The 20,461-nt window shown below is 67.0% G+C and carries 16 protein-coding genes; 4 read left to right on the top strand and 12 right to left on the bottom strand.

Annotation, left to right across the window (positions count from 1 at the left end; translation table 11 throughout):
• Window positions 1-29: 29 nt before the first annotated feature.
• From VIN30_RS11155 to VIN30_RS11130, 6 genes are all read right to left on the bottom strand, one after another.
• Complete coding sequence (locus VIN30_RS11155; protein ID WP_338211579.1) at window positions 30-1,448, bottom strand: serine/threonine protein kinase; 1,419 nt, start codon at window positions 1,446-1,448, stop codon at window positions 30-32.
• Between the two features lie 49 nt (window positions 1,449-1,497).
• Entirely contained in the window at window positions 1,498-1,917 is a 420-nt protein-coding gene (locus tag VIN30_RS11150; protein ID WP_326425561.1) for a helix-turn-helix domain-containing protein, read from the bottom strand.
• Window positions 1,918-2,018: 101 nt separating this feature from the next.
• Window positions 2,019-2,702 carry a DUF5067 domain-containing protein gene (locus VIN30_RS11145; protein ID WP_326425570.1) on the bottom strand — a complete coding sequence of 228 codons (684 nt, stop codon included), beginning with the start codon at window positions 2,700-2,702 and terminating at the stop codon, window positions 2,019-2,021.
• Window positions 2,703-2,917: 215 nt separating this feature from the next.
• Window positions 2,918-3,751, bottom strand: coding sequence for a hypothetical protein (locus tag VIN30_RS11140; protein WP_338211578.1), 834 nt, complete (start codon window positions 3,749-3,751; stop codon window positions 2,918-2,920).
• Window positions 3,745-4,485 (bottom strand): ABC transporter ATP-binding protein, encoded by a 741-nt coding sequence (locus VIN30_RS11135; RefSeq protein WP_326425574.1) that lies wholly within the window; start codon window positions 4,483-4,485, stop codon window positions 3,745-3,747. The genes VIN30_RS11140 and VIN30_RS11135 overlap by 7 nt, the downstream gene beginning before the upstream one ends.
• Before the next feature lie 111 nt (window positions 4,486-4,596).
• Entirely contained in the window at window positions 4,597-5,502 is a 906-nt protein-coding gene (locus tag VIN30_RS11130) for a C39 family peptidase (protein WP_338211576.1), read from the bottom strand.
• Window positions 5,503-5,680: 178 nt separating this feature from the next.
• Between VIN30_RS11130 and VIN30_RS11125 the strand changes: the two genes are divergently transcribed.
• From VIN30_RS11125 to VIN30_RS11115, 3 genes are read left to right on the top strand one after another with little or no spacing between them, the layout of a single operon-like run.
• Window positions 5,681-6,406 (top strand): response regulator transcription factor, encoded by a 726-nt coding sequence (locus VIN30_RS11125; protein WP_338211575.1) that lies wholly within the window; start codon window positions 5,681-5,683, stop codon window positions 6,404-6,406.
• On the top strand, window positions 6,396-8,435 hold the full coding sequence (locus VIN30_RS11120; RefSeq protein ID WP_338211574.1) for a sensor histidine kinase: 2,040 nt from the start codon (window positions 6,396-6,398) through the stop codon (window positions 8,433-8,435). Before VIN30_RS11125 ends, VIN30_RS11120 begins: the two co-directional genes overlap by 11 nt.
• Window positions 8,432-9,421, top strand: coding sequence for a diaminopimelate dehydrogenase (locus VIN30_RS11115; RefSeq protein ID WP_338211573.1), 990 nt, complete (start codon window positions 8,432-8,434; stop codon window positions 9,419-9,421). The genes VIN30_RS11120 and VIN30_RS11115 overlap by 4 nt, the downstream gene beginning before the upstream one ends.
• A gap of 176 nt (window positions 9,422-9,597) precedes the next feature.
• On the opposite strand, the gene VIN30_RS11110 is transcribed toward VIN30_RS11115, so the two are convergent.
• From VIN30_RS11110 to VIN30_RS11085, 6 genes are all read right to left on the bottom strand, one after another.
• A complete protein-coding gene (locus VIN30_RS11110; protein WP_338211572.1) occupies window positions 9,598-12,231 on the bottom strand; it encodes an acetyl-CoA carboxylase carboxyltransferase subunit alpha in 2,634 nt (877 codons plus the stop codon).
• 2 nt (window positions 12,232-12,233) lie between these two features.
• Window positions 12,234-12,695, bottom strand: coding sequence for a 3-hydroxyacyl-ACP dehydratase FabZ (gene fabZ / locus VIN30_RS11105; protein WP_338211571.1), 462 nt, complete (start codon window positions 12,693-12,695; stop codon window positions 12,234-12,236).
• A 276-nt stretch (window positions 12,696-12,971) separates the two neighbouring features.
• The gene (gene fabF, locus VIN30_RS11100) at window positions 12,972-14,255 is read right to left on the bottom strand and encodes a beta-ketoacyl-ACP synthase II (protein WP_338211569.1); all 1,284 of its coding nucleotides are present in this window, start codon (window positions 14,253-14,255) and stop codon (window positions 12,972-12,974) included.
• Window positions 14,252-15,010, bottom strand: a complete 759-nt coding sequence (gene fabG, locus VIN30_RS11095) for a 3-oxoacyl-[acyl-carrier-protein] reductase (RefSeq protein ID WP_326425587.1) — start codon at window positions 15,008-15,010, stop codon at window positions 14,252-14,254. Before fabG ends, fabF begins: the two co-directional genes overlap by 4 nt.
• Before the next feature lie 2 nt (window positions 15,011-15,012).
• A complete protein-coding gene (locus tag VIN30_RS11090) occupies window positions 15,013-15,981 on the bottom strand; it encodes an ACP S-malonyltransferase (protein ID WP_338211566.1) in 969 nt (322 codons plus the stop codon).
• A gap of 208 nt (window positions 15,982-16,189) precedes the next feature.
• Window positions 16,190-17,155 (bottom strand): nitronate monooxygenase, encoded by a 966-nt coding sequence (locus VIN30_RS11085; protein ID WP_338211564.1) that lies wholly within the window; start codon window positions 17,153-17,155, stop codon window positions 16,190-16,192.
• Window positions 17,156-17,355: 200 nt separating this feature from the next.
• Between VIN30_RS11085 and VIN30_RS11080 the strand changes: the two genes are divergently transcribed.
• Complete coding sequence (locus VIN30_RS11080) at window positions 17,356-18,438, top strand: 3-oxoacyl-ACP synthase III family protein (protein WP_338211562.1); 1,083 nt, start codon at window positions 17,356-17,358, stop codon at window positions 18,436-18,438.
• The last annotated feature ends 2,023 nt before the right edge of the window (window positions 18,439-20,461 follow it).

Here is a 20,461-nt window from a genome sequence, read left to right as displayed (position 1 = left end):
AGATCGCCGACTCGCACACCGATCGCATGCTACGTCGGCAGGCCCATGCCTTGCGCTACGAGCATCGAAACGCCCACGGACAGCACGCCGATTATCACGAGAGCCGCCCCCGCCACGCGAAGCCTCAAACCATGGAGCAGCCAGTTTTCCGGAACCGCCCGTCGCACAACGCGCACGTCGGCCAGAACGAAGAACAAGCCGGTGAAAAAGGGGTAGCCGAACGCCCAGTAGAGCACCATGCGCAACCACAGAGGCCACGCGCAGTATTGGTCGTCGGGCGAGAAGGGCAACGTCGCGAGAATCAGGGCGAAAAACAGCCAGAGGGCCAGGACAACAGCATCCCAAACAAGCCCCACCGTCTCCGCAGAGCTCATCGAGGAGAAAGCGGTGCGCACCCGCGAGGCAAAACGGCCCGTGGGAACACGCGGCAAGGCAGGCGCGGCTGGACCAGCCCCAGACGAAAACGCATCAGAACAGGAGGCGACCGCCGCGGCAGTGGTCGTCGAAGCGGCGACGCCCGACACCGGCCCCGCGCCGACCAAACCGGGGGTCGTTACCGCGGGCGCAACTGCCGGCGCCGCTTCAGCCCCGATTGTCGCTGTCTCGCACGGCAGCGGCTCGACCGCCACCAGAAAAGCCGCCTTCAGCTCACGCACACTCTGGAAGCGGGCGGCGGGGTCGAAGGTGCAGGCGCGCTGCAGCACTGGCCGCAACACCCCGGGAACGTCGGGATCGGAAAAGCCCCCGACGGCCACTTGGGGGTCAGGGTCGCGCTCGGTCAGCAGGTAGTACAGCAGCATCCCTAAGGCGTACACGTCGCTGCGCACATCGGTCTGGCCGTAGCCGAACTGCTCGGGCGGCGCATAGGAGCGCGTGCCGAAATGCGCCGTGTCGCGCACGGCCTCCGCACGGAAGGCCCGCGTGATGCCGAAATCGATAATGGTGACGTTATCCCCATTCACCAGCACATTTCCCGGCTTGAGGTCGCGATGGATGAGCGGCGGTGCAAACCCCTCGTGCAACTCGGACACGCCGTCGCAAATCGCGGGGAACAGCCGACGGGCCAACGGAAGCGACGCATCGCGCTCGTACACCTCGTCGCGCAAGGTGCGGCCGACCACGTATTCCATCACCACGATCAGGTCGCCGTCGCGCTCGTGAACATCGTAGATGCGGGGCAAATGGCGGTAGCGGCGACCCTCCCGCTGCGCCTGCCACAAAAGCCCGTAGGCGCTTCCCAAACGCGCCTCGCCGCTGATGCGCTTGCGCACGAAGGGGCCGAGCGCTGCCGTGTTCGCGCCCACGAAGAAGACCACCTCGGTGGTCTCGCAGGTTCCCTCCTTCAGCACCCGTTCCACGCGATAGCAATCGTCGCGCGCCAGGGCATCGAGGTATGTCGACAGCGGGTCGTTTTCCATAGCGTCCATGGTACCAAACGAATGCTCCACACGCCGCCACGCCGCATTGGAAGCGTGGCGGTCCCACCCCGCAAATCGTCTAGCTAATCGTCGGCTCGCCGAAGCGGTACAGCTCCTCCTCCGTCTTTTGAAGGGAATAGCCATGGGAAATCGAGAAGATGATGATGGCGTCGCGGCGATTCTTGCAATACAGCTCGTTGGCTCCGCCGGCCTTCAGCAGGCGGTTCGCCTCGCGCAGGGAAAGCCCCAGCGCGAAGACGATCTTCAGCAGGTTGTCGCGGGAGGCCTTGCGGGCGCCGGTGAATATCTGGTAGCCGAATGTCTCGTTGATGCCGGCCGCGCGCACCACCGCCGCGCGCTTCAAACCCCGCTCTTCCAGCAGCTGATTCAAATAGCCCGACAAATTGCGCTCGCCCACCTCGGCTTTCCGGATGAACCGCGCCGGATCGGGCGCTTCCAGAAGCTCGGCCAGCATATCTTCGGTCAGCGGCTCCTCCACCCGTCTCTTCCTTCTTCGTCGCACCATTACCGTAGCCGTATTCTAGCGGTGCCCCGCTCCGGACGGACGCGGGGCACCGAAAACTTCGCCCTCTGCGGCACTTAGGCCACCGAGAACGTGGCCTCGGCAAGGATCGTGTCGTCGAAGCTGATAAGCTCGGTCACTTCCACGGTCAGGTCGCTCTCATCGTCCAAGGTGTAGCCGATCTCCACCGTCGAGGAAGATCCGGGCTTGACGTCTTTCAGGTACTTCTCCGAATCCCAATCGGAGCCGATGGCGGTGTTCAACTCGACGCCGTTTTGGAACACCTGGGGACGCAGGGCCACCATGAAGCTGGTCGCATCGTCGGAATTGTTCGTGAAAGTGTAGGTGACCACAGCCACCGGCTCACCTGCGTAGTCCTCGGTCACGCGGCACCCGTCGATGGTCACAGCGTAATCGGACGAGGCTTCCGCCTGGTCGGCAGGCTGGGCCTGCTGCTCGGTCGCATTGCCCGTGCCGTCCGTCGTCGCCTCCGACGAATCGGCCACGCTCGCCGCGCTGCCGTACATCACCACCGTCACCAGCAGCGCCAGCACGCCGAGCACCAGACCGGCAACGGCGATGCCCTTCCCGCCCTTCGTGCCCTTCACCGTTTGCCACAGGCCGATGGCGCCGAAGATGATGGCCAGCAGCACAAAGGGGAACGACAGCAAATTCAGCAGCGGAACGAACGAGCTGATGAGCGCGATAATTCCCGTAACGAGGGACGTGACAGCCATCCCCGAAGTCGGCTTCTTCTCCATGATGATTCTTCCCTTCTTTTCCTCTGATCGAGTTCGCATTTCCCAATCGGACAAGAAGTGAGGGTATCCGTTCTCCGCAGGTGTTTCATTAGCTGACAGCTAAGGCTGAGCATAAAAAATCCCAAGCGTCGCGCAAACGCTCGGGATTGGAACCGCGTGTCGACGTCCCGCGCAGGAAGAGCCGCTGGCAGCGACAGGACGGGAACCGGCCGCCCCTAGTTCAAATCCACTTTGGTGCGCACCAGGTGGGTGGTCAGGGCCACGCCGCCGACGGCGACGGCCACGTTCGCCAGCAGCTGCACCACCGACACCATGGCCATCACGCCGCTCCACGACCCGGTATCGGCCGACATCGCCAGCACGCCCACGGTGGAGAACACCAGCGACAGCAGCCAGCCCGCGCCCAGGTAGATGCCCACCGCCGCGGCCACCTTGTGGCGGCGCGCCCACCAGGCCCCCAGCGTCAGCGACGCAAAGGCGAGACCCAGGGCGTACGCGCAGGTGATCAGCGTGTTCAGGAAGCCCGCCAACATGGACACCGCATCGCCCTCCGCCGCGAAGGCAAACCAGCCGCCCATCATGGTCGGCACGGCGCTCATCGCCTGCACATCGCCGCCACTGATCACGGCCACGGTCACCATGTACATCAGCATAGCCGCGAAGGCGAACACGGCCAGGAACAGATATGCCGCCCAGAACTTCGCCATCACCAGGGTGCCCGTGCGCACCGGCAGCGTCAGCGTCAGGTAGCCTTCATCAGTGAACATGGTGCGGTAGAAGCGCATGACGATGAACACGTACAGCGCCACCACGGATGCCCACACCAGAAAGCCGCAGAACAGCGCGGTCATAACCAGCGCCACCGTGGCGTTGGCCGACAGCGCTTGCATGGTGAGGAAGCCGCTGCCGTAATCCGCAGCGTCGGCGACACTCATGGCCCCGTTCACGCAGGCGGCGCCGGCCAGGCCGGCGACCACCATGACCGCCAGCATAATGGCGGCCGGCTTCCACAGGGCGCGCAACTCGTAGGAGAACAGTTTGCCTAGCATCGGAACTCCTCTCGGAAAAACGCGTCCAGGTTGGTGCCCTTCTCCTGCGTCACGTAGGCCACGGGCGCATGCAGCATCATGGTGCCGTAGCGCAGCAAAATGAAGTCGTCCAGCACCGCCTCCACGTCACGCACCAGATGCGTGGAGAGGATGACGGTGGACGTAGGCCGGTAGCCGCGAATGATGGTAGACAGAATGTAGTCCCGCGCCGCCGGGTCCACCCCGCCGATGGGCTCATCCAGAAGGTACAAAGCCGCATGACGGGCCATCACCAGCGTCAGCTGCACCTTTTCCACCGTGCCCTTGGAAAGCGACGAGCACGCGGCGTTCGCATCCACCCCCAAATGGGCCAGCATGTCGTGGGCCATGGCGCCATCGAAATCGGCGTAGAAGTCGTTGAAGTAGGCAATCATCTCGCGCACGCGCATGGAACGCGAGAAGTAGGGCCGCTCGGGCAGATAGGACACCAGCGCCTTGCTTTCGGCGCTCACGGGCAGGCCGCACACGCGCACCTCGCCCGCCGTGGGATGGCTCACGCCGGCGATCATCTTCAACAGTGTGGTCTTGCCTGAGCCGTTGGGGCCGAGCAGGCCCACGATGCGCCCCGCGGGCACCGCGATGTTAAAGCGATCGAGCGCCGGGGCGGCGCCGTAGGTTTTGGTGAGATTCTGGCACCACAGCACTGGCGGCGCAGGCGGAACCGTCTGGAACGGCATTGCGGAAGGTGGGTTCACGACGGCCTCCTTTCCCTGGGGAATACGTAAGGCCATTCTAGCGCACCAGAAATCCTGAGCACCGAACCCATGAAATGAGCAAGTTCCGCCCGCGCCCGTGCGACGCCCTCCTTAGGCGCGCTCGAAGGCCCAGAGGTTGCGACACTGGCCCAGCACGCGGTCGACATCCCACGTTTGGGCGCTGTTGGCCGGGCTGTTGGGATCGTGCACCACCAGGCGCCCGTCGTCATCCACGCCAGCCAGCACGATGAAGTGCCCCTTCTCGGTGAAATCGCCCGGGCCCACCGAGCAGATGACCGGACGGCCTTCCTGCAGCTCGGACACAAGGCGGCTGGCGTCAGCCGGAACCTCGTGGGAGGTCAGGCCCAAGCTGGCGGCGCCCTCGGACATCAGGCGCCAGGCCGTCAGGCCGCCTTCCACATAGCCGTTTTCCTCGCTGAAGGCCGCCATCGACGCCGGATCGTAATCGGTGTTGCCCGTAAGAGCGATGTACACCATGGTCAGACTGGTAGGCCCGCAGCCGGCCGATTCCACGTCGGCTCCCGCGTAAGGCGCCGCCGACCACGAGGGATCAATCTGGTACAGGAAGGGAAGCTCGCCGGCGCGCCATTGGCTACGCGGGGTGCTGGCCGCCTCGGATCCGTCGCCCTCCCGCGCCGATACCGCCGGCGTGGTGGCGGCGGGAGCAGGCACAGGAGCGGCCGTCAGCCCCTTCTCGGCGGCAGAGGCGTCGCCGCTGTAAATGGCCGCCAGCTGGAACACGGCTAAAAGCAGGAACACGGCGAATCCCACCGCGGCCACCAAGGGCACCACGCGCAGACCGGCGAGCGCGTGAGCCGGAGCCGCGTGGAAGCTCGGCGGAGCCGTCGGGGCCGTCCGGCGCACCGGTTGCGATGCGGTCGCGTCGCCATCGTGCGGACCGGCATCGCGCGAGCCGCCCTCCCATGCTTCACGCCGGTAGGGATTGGCACCCCACGCATCTTCCACGCCGCCCCCGCAGGTAATCTCGCCTTCCATGACATCCGCTCCTTCCGCTCGATCTCGCTTGCTTGTCCCCACCTTACCGAGCGCGCCGCTTACACGTCCCATAGCAAATGCTGACGTTTTCGGAAGGGCCCTTAACTTTTCCTTAAAGCCCCCGCCGCCGCGGCTGCCGTGGCAGACGGCAGCGGCGAAGTCGCGTACAATGCATCCCATGGAGAAGAAGGCGCACATACTGGTGGTAGACGATGAGCGGGCCATTGCCGATCTGGTGGTGAACCTGCTGGTGGCCGAGGGCATGGACGCGCTCGCCTGCTACAGCGGGCAGGCGGCCCTGGACATGCTGGCGCGCAGCCCCTTCGACCTGGCCATCGTGGACATCATGATGCCGGGCATCGACGGCTTCGAGCTGTGCGTGCGCGCCCGCCAGATGATGGATATCCCCGTCATCTTCCTGTCGGCCAAAGACGAGGAGGCCGACCAGGTGGTGGGCTTCACCCTGGGCGCCGAGGACTACGTGACCAAGCCCTTCCGCCCCCGCGAGCTGGTGGCCCGCGTGAAGGCGCGCCTGCGCCGTCGGGCGGCCGCGGCGCCGCCGGCCTCGTCCACGCTGCTGACCGCCGGCGCCATCGAGGTGGACCTACGCACGCACTTGGCCACGCTGCACGGCGAACCGCTGCAGCTCACCCCCAAGGAGTTCGCCATCTTGGCACTGCTGGCCCAATCGCCGGGCTCGCCGGTGTCGGCGGCCGACCTGTTCGAGGGCGCCTGGCACGAGCGCTTCGACGACGCGGCGGCCAACACCGTGATGGTGCACATCCGCCGCCTGCGCAAGAAGCTGGCCGCCATCGACGCATCCACCCCCTTCATCGAAACCGCCTGGGGCGTAGGCTACAAGCTGCGCGGCGGTCCGGGAGCGGGCCTGGGCCATGGCGCTTAAAAGCGACCAGGCCAACGTGCTGCGCCGCCGCGTGCTGGGCACGATGGCGCGCAACCTCGCGCTGTTCTCCCTCGCCTTCTTGCTGTGCTGCGCCGCGTTCCAAGCCTTCGCGGTGCCGCCCCTGGCCGCCTACGTGGCCGACAGCACCTCGTCGTGGCGCACGCTGAACTCGTCAAGCTATTTGGAAGAGGCGCTCACGGAATCGGGCCTGTGGGGCGGCAGCCCGGTCGACGACACCATGAAGGCCTTCCAGGACGAGGGCTACAGCGACGCCGCCGGCTCCATCACCGCCGTGGTCGACGAGCTGAACGCCCTCACCGACGCCATCGAGGCCTACGCCGAGGGTACCGTGGATACCGCCGAGATGAGCGCCGCCGAAGATGCCATCACGTCCCTGGAGCAGCAGGCAGCCGGCGCGAACGACAAGGACGGCTCCCAGAGCATCGTAGACGCCGAAGCCGCCGGAAACGTAATCGTCAGCAGTGACGGGACCTACCAGGTGGTAACCGACGAGAACGGGTCTGCCGGAACCGACAACGCAGATGCGGTCGACAGCGATGCCGGCGAGGCCGGCATCGCCGATGAGCCCGCCGGCGCGCCCGTGCCCTTCATCAGCTACGAGGACATCCTGGCCGCATCGGGCACCATGCCCACCGATGCCAGCGCCGCCCAGGGCCTGGCGGCCGTTTCCCTGTCGGCCATCATCCAGGAACGGAGGCTCACGCTGACGGTGCCCGCCGGCGCGCCCGACGTGAGCAATGTGGCGGTGCTCGCCCACGCCGCAGCCGCCGGCTACGACGAGGAAACGCTGAGGACCACGTTCGCCGAGGCCTACAAGCAGTCGCAGGACGCAGCTCACGAGACATGGTGCGATCTTTCCCCCGAGCAGCAGGCCCAGCAGCTGGGCGTGAACGACAGCAGCCCCGTGTGGCAAGTGGAACAGGCCTCCGACGGCACCTTCCAAATGCGCGACATCGCCCTGTACACCTTCGTGAAGTCCTTCAAGATGCCCCTGGCCATCCTGGTGTTCGTGGTGGGATGGCTGCTCATCGTGCTGCGCGCCCTGAACCAGTCACTGCGCTACTTTGACGAGCTGTCGGGCGCCGTGGGCCGCATGCTGGCCGACAAGAACGCCCCCATCGAGCTGCCGCCCGACCTGTCCATCGCCCGCAACGAGCTGGCGGTCATTCGCTCGCAGTCGCTGGCCGACGAACGCGCGGCGAAGGCGGCCGAGCAGCGCAAGAACGAGCTGGTGGCCTACTTGGCCCACGACATCCGCACGCCGCTCACCTCGGTTTTGGGATACCTGGATTTGCTGCGCGAGGCCACCGACCTGCCGCGCGACACCCTGCGCAAGTACGCCGACGTGGCCTACACTAAGGCCGAGCGGCTGGAATCCCTCATCAACGAGTTCTTCGAGATCACCCGCTACAACCTGTCGGCCATTCCCATTGAACGCGAAACGGTGGGCGTGCGCCTGTTCTGCCAGCAGGTGGCCGAGGCGTTCTTCCCCGAGGCCTCGGCGCGCAACATTCGCATCTCGGTGGACGTGCCGGCAGGCGACACCTTCTTCGTGGACCCCGACAAGATGGCCCGCGCCCTGGGCAACGTGCTGCGCAACGCCGTGGCCTACGCCGACGCAAGTTCCACCATCGCCCTAGCCGCCCGCCAAGACGAGCAGTTCACCACCATTACGGTGGCCAACCGCGGGCGCGAGATATCCGAGGCGCATCTGGAATCTATCTTCGAGAAGTTCTACCGGGAAGACGGCGCCCGCACCACCCGCAGCGGCGGGGCGGGACTGGGCCTGGCCATCGCCAAAGAGATCGTCGTGGCACATCAGGGCGACATCGAGGCGGCCAGCCAGCGCGGCGTTACCGTGTTCAGTCTGCGCCTGCCCACCCGCGGCGCCACCCGAGCCGTTCCGTTAAAACCTCGTTACACCCACGCGCCCACGCCGAGCGCGCCACCCCGTATGCACGATAATAGGCCCCGTTCCAGAAGCAAACACGCAAGGAGGAAACCTTGAATCCCATTCGCATCGCCATTCTCGGCTACGGAAACCTCGGCCGCGGCGTTGAGCTGGCCTGCGCCGCCAACCCCGACATCCAGCTGGTGGGCGTGTTCACCCGCCGCGATCCGTCCAGCGTGCACCCCTACGGCCAGGACGTGGCCGTGTGGAGCGCCGACGAGCTGGCCGCCCACACCGATGAGGTAGACGTGCTGGTGCTGGCCGGCGGCAGCGCCACCGACCTGCCCGAGCAGACCCCGGCCGCCGCGCGCCTGTACAACGTGGTGGACTCCTTCGACACCCACGCGAACATCCCCGAGCACTTCGCTGCCGTGGATGCCGCCGCCCGTGAGGCCGGGCACGTGGCCGTCATCTCGGTGGGCTGGGATCCGGGCATGTTCTCGGTGTCGCGCGTGTACGCGGGCGCCATCATGCCCAACGGTGCCGACTACACCTTCTGGGGCCGCGGCGTGTCCCAGGGCCATTCCGACGCCATCCGCCGCATCCCCGGCGTGGTTGACGCTCGCCAGTACACCGTGCCCGTACCTGCCGCGCTGGAGGCCGTGCGCTCCGGCGCGAACCCCGAGCTGACCACCCGTCAGAAGCACACCCGCGAGTGTTTCGTGGTGGCCGAGGAAGGCGCCGATACGGCGGCCATCGAAGAGGCCATCGTGACCATGCCGAACTACTTCGCCGACTACGACACCACGGTCACCTTCATCAGCCAGGAAGAGCTGGATCGCGACCATGCCGGCATCCCCCACGGCGGCTCGGTCATTCGCACCGGCACTACGGGCAAGGACGGCGAGAACACCCACGTGATCGAGTACTCGTTGAAGTTGGATTCCAACCCCGAGTTCACCGGCAGCGTGCTGGTGGCCTGCGCCCGCGCCTGCGCCCGCATGGCCGCCGCCGGCGAGGCGGGCTGCCGCACCATCTTCGACATCGCCCCGGCGCTGCTGTCGCCCCTGACCGGCGAACAGCTGCGCGCCACCATGCTGTAGACCCGCGAGCCACAGACGCCAAAACAAGGGGAGCACCCACGAAGGGCGCTCCCCTTTTCTTTTTCCAACAGCACACCGCCGCCCCTGTTTACCGAGCCCCACTCGCAAGGGCGGGCTGAAGCCCGCCCCTACGGTGGTGGAAGTCGCGATCCGGTTAGAGCGAACGGGTCTCAAGCCTAGAACTGCGCGAAGCGCTCCTGGCGCTGGCGCACCAGCTCTTCGCCGCTCAGGCCGGAAAGCTCCTTGTAGGCCTCGCGCACGTAGTCGCGCACGGCCTCCACGGCGGCCTCGGGGTTCTCGTGGGCCGGCCCCTCCCCCTCCGACAGCACGGCGTCGATGATGCCGCCCTCGAACACGGCACGGGCATTCATCTGCATCACCTCGGCGGCCTCGGGCGCGCGGGTGCGGTCCTTCCACAGAATGGAGGCAAAACCCTCGGGCGACAGCACCGAGTACACCGCGTGCTCCTGCATAGCCACGCGATTGCTCACCGCCAGCGCCAGCGCGCCGCCGGAACCGCCCTCGCCCAGAAGCACGCTCACCACCGGCACCTTAAGGCCAGCCATGGCCACCAGGTTGTCGGCGATGGCATTGCCCTGGCCGCGTTCCTCGGCCTCGGTGCCGCAGAAGGCGCCCTGGGTGTCCACCAAACACAGGATGGGACGACCGAACTTCTCGGCCTGGCGCATGAGGCGCAACGACTTGCGATAACCCTCGGGCTGCGGACAGCCGAAGTTGCGGGCCACGCGATCGGCCAGGTTCACGCCCTTCTCCTGGGCAATCACCGTGACAGGATGCCCCGAGATCCAGCCCAGACCAGCCAGAATGGCACCGTCATCGGCGAACGCGCGATCACCGTGCAGCTCGATGAAGCCCTCCACGATGCCGTCGATGTAGCGGCTCGCCGTGGGCCGGTGCACGTTGCGCGCGATCTGCACGCTCTCCCAGGCACTGCCGGCTGCGGGCTCCCCTTCAATGCCCGCCCGACGAGCCTCGCGCCGTGCGTGGCGGTCAAGCTCGCGGCGCTGGGCCTCCTCGACAGCCTCGGGGTCGTCGCCCGCACCGCGCAGCAGGCCGCCGACCACCGGCACCGATCCGGCCAGGTTGCGGAAGAAGCCGCTCGCGGCCTCTTCGGCGCGCAGGCGCTCGCCCACAAAGCGGGCCTCCGGCGCCACCGACACGGTACCGTAGGCGCCGGCACCCACCTGAAGCGCGTCCATCACGCTGTGGTAGGTAACGATGCGCTCGGGGCCGTTCGGTGCATGTAAGGCCAGCAACTGCGCCAGCACGCTACGCATCTGCGAGCGCTCCACAATGGCATCGATCAGCCCGTGCTCCAGCGCGAATTCAGCCGTTTGGAAGCCCTCGGGCAGCTCCTGCTTGATGGTATCGCGAATGACGCGCTGCCCCGCGAAGCCGATAAGCGCCCGGGGCTCGGCCAGAATGATGTCGCCCTGCATGGCAAACGACGCGGTCACACCGCCGGTGGTGGGATCGGTCAGCACCGTGATGAACGGCAGCCCCGCCTTCCCCAAACGCTCCACGGCGCACGACACCTTCGCCATCTGCATCAGCGAGTGCAGGCCCTCCTGCATGCGCGCTCCGCCCGAGGCGCAGAACACCACCACGGGCAGTTCCTCCTCGATGGCGCGGTCGATCATCTGCGCCACCTTCTCGCCCACCACATGTCCCATGGAGCCCATGAAGAAGCCCGACTCCATGATGCCGATGGCCAAGGGCAGCCCGGCGATGGTGGCGCGACCCGTGCGCACGGCCTCTTCCAGGCCGCTGCTGGCGCGCTGGTCGGAAATCTTCTCGGGATAGCCGGGGAAATCGAGCGGGTTGTGCTCGGGCATGGTGGCGTTCCACTCTTGGAAGGACCCGGCGTCCACGGTGATGGCCAGGCGCTCGTCGGAGCGCAGGCGCTGCAGGGTGCCGCACGCCGGGCATGCGTAGCCCTCGGCGATGATCTCCTCTTTGTCGAAGAACAGCTTGCACGCATGGCAGCGGCGCCAATGGGTGGGACCCTCGTCATCGTCGTCCAGATCGATGGAAAACGACGTCTCCCAGGGGGCCTCGCTGGGCTCGGCAGCCAACGGGCCGGCTGCGTCGGGCGAGGGCAGAAGCTCCATCCAGCCCATCAGCAACGTGCCCTCGGCCGCCGGCGCGAACACGCGCAGACCGCGCTTGCGGGCGTGGCGCAGGAAGTACTCGTCGCGGGCCAGCGGCGCATCGGCGGCATCCAGGAAGATGAGCGACGCCTCGCAGGCCATGGCCGCGGAAAGCACCGTGTAGATGTTGGCAGCCAGCGTGTCGGCATCCACCTGCGACGTGGAGTGTCCCAGGTTGTAGGTGGGCAGCTGGCGACGGGCGAAGCCGTCCAGCGAGCGGTTGTCCACCGTGGCGAACACCACATCCAGGCCCGCCTGCTCCATGGGGCCCACAAAGGCGCGGGCGTTCTTGCCCGAGGCGATCACCAGCGCCCGCGGACGCGCGGACGCGCTGCCAGCGGACGGAGCCGCCACGGCGAAATCGTCGCCGATGGTGGAGCGCACGTCGCAGGCCACGGTAACGGTGGCCTCCTCCGGGTCGGCCGGCGCAGCGTCGGCGCGGGAGGCAATCAGCGCGGCAGCGGTGTCGGGCAGCGCGTTGGCCGCCTCTACAATGCTGTCCAGCGCGTAGGCCACCGCGGCCTTCAGCGATGCCGCGTCCGCCTCGGCGGGAGCCTCGGAGGTAGCCGGGGCCGTCGGACCCGCTACCAGCTGGCCTTCGCTATCGAAGCTGATGTACTTGGATGCCGCTTTTGCCATGGTTACTCCTTCGGCGCCAGAACGTACTTCTGCGTGGCCGTGGCGCACACTTCCCCATCCACCGAGGCCTCCACCTCGGCCACCACCAGCCGCCGCGACGACTTCACGATGGTCGCCCGCAAGGTCACCGTGTCGCCGGGCACCACCTGTCGGCGGAACTTCGCCTTGTCGATACCGGTGAGGAAGCCGATGCAGCCGCGCAGATCGGGAGCCTGCAGCACCGCGATGGAAGCGCACTGGGCCAGGGCCTCCATGATGATCACCCCGGGCAGCACCGGATGGTCGGGGAAGTGCCCGCGGAAGATGTCCAGGTCGGCGGACACGTCCAGCTCGCCTTCGATGGACTCACCCGGTTGGATGGCCGTGATGCGGCTCACCCACACAAACGGGTCGCGGTGGGGCAGAATCCCCTCGATCACCTCGCGCCCCCAGGGAAGCGGCACCATAGCGTTTTCCTCAGTCATATCGTTCTCCTTGTAACAATCTTTCGATCTCCAGCTTCCCTCTACCACGGGCGGCCCCCGCCTTCCGCAGGGGCGGCCTTCAGCCCGCTTCTGCAGGGGCGGGCTTCAGCCCCCTTCTCCGTAGGGGCGGGCTTTAGCCCGCCCGCAAGCCACGAGACCCAACGCCTCGCAACAACTCCGCCCGATCCCACCTGCGGGCCGCGGGCCGGCTGAAGCCGGCCCCTACCGAGTCCAATCTACGGGCCGGCTGAAGTCGGCCCTGCGCAGCGAATTGGCCTAGCCGCGATACGGCGAGAAGGCCAGGGCGGCGTTGTGGCCACCGAAGCCGAGCGACGTGGACAGCGCCACCTTCTGGGGGTAGTCGGTGCGGGCCTCGGTGACCACCGCCACCGGGCAGTCCTCGGCTGCCTCGGCGAAGCCGGCCGTGGGCGGCACGGCGTCGCGCGCCACGGAAAGGGCGCACACGATGGCCTCCACCGCGCCGGCGGCACCCAACATGTGGCCCGTGGTGCCCTTGATGGAGGTGACGGGCACGCTCGCGGCCGCCTCCTCGCCGCCCATGAGGGCCGCCAGCGCCTTGGACTCGGTGGCGTCGTTGGCCGGGGTGCCGGTGCCGTGGGCATTCAGGTGCCCCAGGTCGGCTGGGGTGAAGCCGCCCTCGGCAAGCGCCGCGGCCATGGCGGCCGTGATGGCCGAGGCCTCCGGATCGGGGGCGGTCATGTGGTAGGCATCTCCCGTGGAACCGAAGCCGGTGATCTCGGCGATGGGCTCGGCTCCGCGGGCCAGGGCGCTCTCCAGCGACTCGATGACGAGTGCACCGGCGCCCTCGCCGGCCACAAATCCGCCGCGGCGGGCGTCGAAGGGCAACGAGGCCTGCTTCGGATCCTCGGCGCGCGTGAGAGCCGACAGATTGGTGAAGCCGGCGATGCAGATGGGGCTCACCGATTCCTCGGTGCCGCCCACCAGCGCCGCGTCAATGTAGCCGTGGCGGATGTCGCGCAGGGCCGTGCCGATGCAGTGGGCGCCGGTGGCGCACGCGGTCACCACGTTCAGGCACTCGCCGCGCATACCGTAGCGGATGGCCAAATTACCCGCGGCGATGTTCCCGATCATCGTGGGGATGAACAGCGGGTTCACGCGTTTGGGGCCCTTCTCCTCCAGGGTGGCGAAGCTCTTCTGCAGCTCGTCGATGCCGCCGATGCCGGTGCCGAACACCACGGCGATGCGATCGCGGTTCTCGTCGGTCACGGCGAGGCCCGATTGTGCCAGCGCCTCGTCAGCGGCCACGATGGCGTACTGCACGAAGCGCTCGAAGCGGCGCGCCTCCTTCTTGGAAAGGCCGTGCTCGACTCCGTCGAAATCGCGCACCTCGGCGGCGATGTGCACCTCGTAGTCGCTTGTATCGAAGCGCTCGATGGGCGCGATGCAGCAGCCGCGCTCCATGAGCGTGCTCCACAGGGCATCGACGCCCACGCCGGCGGGGGTCACCGCGCCCACGCCGGTGATGACCACGCGATGAGTGCCGTCGGGACGGCGGGTGCTCGCGTTCTCGTTCGTCATAGGGACATACCTCCGTCCACGCAGATAACCTGACCGGTAATGTAGGATGCCTCGTCCGAGGCGAGGAAGCGCACCAGATGCGCGATGTCGGCCGGCTCGCCCAGGCGTCCCGACCCGATGCGGCCCACGATGGCCTCCTTCTGGCTGTCGGAAAGCGCGTCGGTCATATCGGTGGCAATAAAGCCCGGGGCCACGGCGTTGGCCGTGATGTTGCGGCGCGCGAGCTCCTTGGCGAGCGTCTTGGTCATGCCGATGACGCCAGCCTTGGAAGCGGCGTAGTTCACCTGGCCCGCGTTGCCGTAGACGCCCACCACGCTGGACAGGTTGATGATGCGGCCCCAGCGCTGCTTCATCATCGCCTTGGCGGCGGCGCGGCAGCAGTGGAAGGTGCCCTTCAGGTTGATGTCGATAACGGCGTCGAAATCGGCATCGCTCATGCGGGCGGCCAGGCCGTCGCGGGTGATGCCGGCGTTGTTCACCAGCACGTCCACGCTGCCGAAGGCCTCGATCGCGGCGGCAATGAGCGCATTGGCCTCGTCTTCCACGGCCACGTTGGCAGCCACGGCCACAGCACCCACGCCGAACTCCTCGGCGATCTCGGCGGCCACGGCCTCGGCAGCGGGAAGGCTGCGCTCGCTGGAGCTGTTCACCACCACGTTCATGCCGGCAGCCGCAAGCTCGCGGACCACCGCGCGGCCGATGCCGCGGGTGGAGCCGGTCACCACGGCGCAGCGGCGGTTCTCGGTATCAGTCACGTCTATTCCTTTCCGAATTCCTCGACAAGAGCGTCGAAGGAGGGACGGTCTTGCACGGCCGCACGCGGAGCCGACCGATCGATGCGCTTCACCAGGTTGGCCAGCACGCCGCCGAAGCCCACCTCGGCGAACATACGCGCGCCGGCGGCCTGCAGCTTGGCCACGCTGGCCTCGAACTGCACGGGCGACACCAGATGCGCCACCAGCTCATCGCGGGCGCTGGCCGCCGTCAGCGGGGCAGCGTGCACATTGCCGATGACGGGCACCGCCGACTCGCGGAACTCCACGCCGGCCAGATAGGCGCCGAAGGCCTCCTGGGCGGCCGCCATCAGCGGGCTGTGGAACGCGCCCGACGTGGCCAGGCGCGAGAAGCGGCCCTTCTGCGCGGCCCAGGCCTCCTCGGCGCGGGCCACGGCCGCGGGCGTGCCGGCGATGACGATCTGGCCGCCGCCGTTCAGGTTCGCGGGCACCAGCACCTCGCCCTCGGCGGCTTCGGCGCACAGGGCCTCGGCCTCGGGCAGCGTGATCTTCAAAAGCGCGCTCATCACGCCGGGGTTGGCGTCGGCCGCCTCGCCCATAAGACGGCTGCGCTCGGCGATGAGCGCGAAGGCCGCCTCCTCGGCGAGCATGTCGCCCAGCACCATGGCCGAGATCTGGCCGAGCGAAAAGCCGAGCAGCGCATCGGGCACCACGCCGCGGGCCATGAGCGCCCAACCGGTGCCGATGGACAGCGCCGCGATGGCGATCTGCGCGTTGCGGGTGTCGTTCAGCTCCTCGGCCGAGGCCTCGCGCACCAGCGCGGCCACATCGCGGCCGAGCACGTCCGAGGCGCACTCGAAGGTGCGCGCCACCTCGGGAATGTCCAGCAAATCGGCGCCCATGCCAGGCTTCTGGGATCCCTGGCCCGAGGCCATGAACACCAGGCCCGCGCCACCCAGCGGCGCCAGAGGTTCGTTCAACTTATCATCCATACCTTGTCCTTCTTCTCTCAGGCACTCCCGTAGGATCGCCCTGTTGCGCGGGCGGGCTGAAGCCCGCCCCTACAGCGCCATCCGCGGACCATCCGCGGGGCGCCCGCCAATCGCGACCGCCTCGCAACCCCGACCCTCCGTAGGGGCGGCCTTCAGGCCGCCCGGAACCGAGGACCGCCCGCGGACCGCGGACCGCCCAAAACCGCCCCTACGCCCGCTCGCGACCGGCGTTCATGGCGGCCACCTCGTCCAGCGAGCGGCCGGCGAGCGCCTCGGCCTCGCGCACCATCTCGGCAATAACGTCGGCAGCGCATCCGCGCTCGGTCACCAGCGCCGCCACCTGACCGGCCATGACCGATCCGTTCTCCACATCGCCCGCCACGGCGCGCGCGAGCGAGCCGGCGTACATGCCCTCCAGCTCCTCGCCCGACTGCGCCGCCATTTCCATCTTGCGGCACTCGCGGGCGAACTTGTTCTTCAGGCCGCGCACGGGATGCCCCGTGCCGCGCCCGGTAACGATGGTGTCGGAGTCCTTCGCCTTCAGCACCTTCTCCTTCCAGGCCTCGTGCACGCCGCACTCCTCCACGGTGAGGAAGCGCGTGCCGCACTGCACGCCCTCGGCGCCCAGCGCAAAGGCCGCCAGCATGCCCCGGCCGTCCACGATGCCGCCGGCGCCGATAACGGGGATGGACACCGCCGCCGTCACCGCCGGAATGAGCGCCATGGTGGTCAGCTCGCCGATGTGGCCGCCAGCTTCGGTGCCCTCGGCCACCACCGCGTCGGCGCCGAGGCGCTCCATGCGGGCCGCCAGCGCCGAGGAGGCCACCACGGGCACCACTTTCACGCCGGCTTCCTTCCACATGCCCATGTAGTTGGCGGGGCTGCCCGCGCCGGTGGTGACCACCTCCACGCCCAGCTCGCACACCAGCTCGGCCACTTCGGCCGCCCGCGGATCCATGAGCATGACGTTGATGCCGATGGGATTACCAGTGAGCTCGCGGGCACGGGCCACCTGCTCGCGAATCCACTCGGGGCTCGCGCCGCCACAGGCAATGATGCCCAGGCCTCCCGCCGCGCTCACGGCACCGGCCAGGTTGCCGTCGGCGATGCGGGCCATGGCCCCCTGCACTACGGGGTACTGAATTCCCAACAGCTCGGTTATGCGGGTTCTCATGGAGCGTGCTCTCCTTCTCTCGCGGCACCTCGCGCGCCGCCTCTGCTAAACTATCTGAGAAATCTTAAGGAATTTGCTCAAAAAACTGACTGCGCGTCTAAAATCTTCACCAAACATCTTATCGATGATGGAGAAGCTTGCCTTTTCCTGCGGGCAACATCATAGCGCAGGCGCGGGCATTCACCGGGAAAGGAACGGCTGTGGGCAGCGTAATTATCGGTTCGGGGAAGTCTTTGCCGGCACGGGTCGTCACCAACGACGAGCTCGGCCAGATCGTGGACACCACCGACGAGTGGATCGTGCCCCGCACGGGCATCCACACCCGTCATATCGCCGTCCACGAGACGGGCACCGACCTGGGCGCCGAGGCGGCCCTGCGCGCGCTCGGGCAGGCCGAAGGCGGCTGGCTGCGCGACGGCGCGGCCATCGATCCCGCCTCCATCGACCTGATCATCTGCCCCACGCTCACGCCCGACGCGGCCTTCCCGTCGCAGGCGGCGCTCATCCGCGAGCGCATCGGAGCCGTGAACGCCGTGTGCTACGACATGTCGTGCGCCTGCTCGGGCTGCGTGTACGGCACCTCCACCGCCGACATGCTGCTGTACGCCTCGGCCGCCGACCGCGCCGCCGCCGAAGCTGCGAACCGGCCGCCGCGCCGCAATCCGCTGCGCCGCATCCTGGTAGTAGCCAGCGAGCGCCTCAGCCGTCTGGTGGACTGGACCCAGCGCGAGACGTGCATCCTGTTCGGCGACGGTGCCGGTGCCGTGGTGATGGAATGGCAGGACGGCAGCGAGGGCATGCTTTCCAGCTACATGGAGAACACCGACGACACCGACCGCACCCTGCTGTGCGAGAGCATGTTCTGCGACCGCCCGCTGCCCTTCGATGCCGCAAACGACGAAGCTGCCGCCATCGCCGCCCAGCTCACCTGCGATCCCTACATGCGCATGGCCGGCCAGGCGGTGTTCAAGTTCGCCACCTCGGCCATGATGCGCTGCATCGACACAGCCCTGGAGCGCGCGGGGCTTTCCTATGACGACGTCGCACTGTTCACGCCGCACCAGGCCAACGAGCGCATCATCCGCTACGCCGCAAAGAAGATGGGGCTGCCCATGGAGCGCTTCCAGGTGTCCATCGACCATACGGGCAACATCTCGGGCGCCAGCGCCCTTATCGCCCTGAACGAGGCCCTGGTGGAAGGAAAGCTGCAGCGCGGCGACATCGCCTGCATGGCCGGCTTCGGCGGCGGCCTCACCGCCGGCGCCTGCGTCTTCCGCATTTAGACTCGCAGGCCGCCGGGCCGCCGGATCAGCCGTTAGCTCAAAGGGCATCGGGGCCGTCAAATGACCAGGTCGCAGACATTCCGATTCGAAAGTGGCAGAATTTCCAGATTTCCACCGGTGCAAAAAAACCGCCTCGATTTCCAGATTTCCACCTCCGTTACGCAACAAAGAGCTCATAGAGATTTCACCCAACGCTCTGACCTGGCATTTTGTTCAGCTTCTCGCACAGGTGACTCCGCCGACACGCTCAAAACCGTGAAAAACTGGAAATCGAGGCGTAAAATGAAACGCCGCCTCACGAGGAGCGCAGCGCCGCACTCCGAAAACCACCCACTCCACGCGACTTGCCCTGCGCTTGGCCGGCATTTCACCCACAGGCCGCCCCCCCCCGGACGATCTCTTCCGCGCAACTCCCGCCGCCCCACCCTCTCTTCGCGACCCTTTCCGCTCGCAATCCGCTGCTGACCTAGTGCGCTTCGGACAGCACCCCCCGTTACCCAATGTGCTTCCATTGCCCCGCCTGGGATGCCTCGGCCCCAACGCTTCGGCGCCGTAAGGCCATCGCCGCAAGGTCATCGCCGCGCAACCGCTGCACGACACCCTCAGCTTCCCCGCTTCCGCACGCAGCTCCATACTCGGCGAGATGACGGGAAAATGCGACAAAAATACGGCAAAAATGCGGCTTGAACTGGTGTTGAACTGCGACAGCCCTTTGAGGTATATTCCCAGGCAATCTTCGCGACGAGCATCAGAGGGAACGAGAGGGGGCGCCATGCGTCTTGTGCTTTTCGGAGAAAGCGGCGCGGCATACTGGCTTTGCTCCGATCTAACGGAAGCGAAACCGCGCAGGGACAGCAGCACCGTCCTCGGAGACGATGTGCCCAACAAAATGAGCTGTGCGTATCTAATCCAGCGATTTCCCTGGCTTGCGCGCCCCGTTCACTGCCTGTCCACGAGAAGGACACGCGGAGGCGGCGCGCTCTGGAAAACGCACTTTACGAGTTACGCCTATCCTCCGAACTCGTTTTGGCACATTGGAAGCGGCCTGTACGTACCGTGCCCCGAACTATGCTTTGCACAAGCATGCACGACAACCACCGACCATCAGGCGTTGAAAATCGGCGCTGCGCTTTGTGGCACTTTCCGCGTTCAACCCCAAGCGTCATCGGGGCTTGCGCAGCGACGCCCCCTCACCACGCCAGTCCGAATGCAAAAGTATCTCGACCGCGTGCCCCATCTGCATGGAGCAAAGAAGGCGGCGCGGCTCGTCCCCCATCTTCCCCAGAGCGCGGCGTCGCCGCCAGAGGCCTTTCTGTTTTTCGCGCTCACGCTGCCGGGGTGCTGGGGCGGCTGCCACCTGCCCCCTCCCCTGCTGAATCGGCGCCTCAAATCGGGGCGGAAGACGAAGGCCATCGCCCAACGGGAATCGCTTGTCCCCGACCTTTACTGGCCTACAGCCAAGATGGCCTTGGAATTCGACTCGGACGCCGTGCATCTGACCAGCGCGCAAGCGACACGCGATGCTACGAAGCGGCTCGCGCTTGAGAGCTCCGGGCATCGCACGGTTACCGTTACCACTAATCAGCTGGCAAACCGCGATCGCATGAATCACATAGCACGGCGACTAGGCCAGGAACTGGGATGCGACTCGCGCCATCGAGCCCGGGACTTTCCTCGTCAGCAAAACGCGCTGTTTACCGAAGGGTGGTCGATCAACTGGCTTTTCGACCCCGATTGGATAGCGGGACGCACCCCGCGAGAACACTGAGCGAACGGGGAACTCGAGCGAGCGAGGAGCCTTCTCCGCGGCCCGACCCCGATACGCGCCGCACGGGAGCGGAGTCGCGGCAGACAAGGCCACAGTGCACGAGATCGCAGCAACGAGATCGTGCGCGAAAGTCACGATGTGCGAAATCGCGGCCCATGAGGCGGCGCACGAGATCGCAGCGCACGAGGTCACGAAGTCCGAGAACGCGATGCCCGAGGGCGCGGCCGTGAGAGCGCGATACCCGAGGGCGCGAGC

The sequence above is a fragment of the Adlercreutzia wanghongyangiae genome, assembly GCF_035989245.1.
GTDB lineage: Bacteria > Actinomycetota > Coriobacteriia > Coriobacteriales > Eggerthellaceae > Adlercreutzia > Adlercreutzia wanghongyangiae.
Note: the sequence above shows the minus strand (reverse complement) of the source record. Positions and strands in the feature narration are given on the sequence as shown.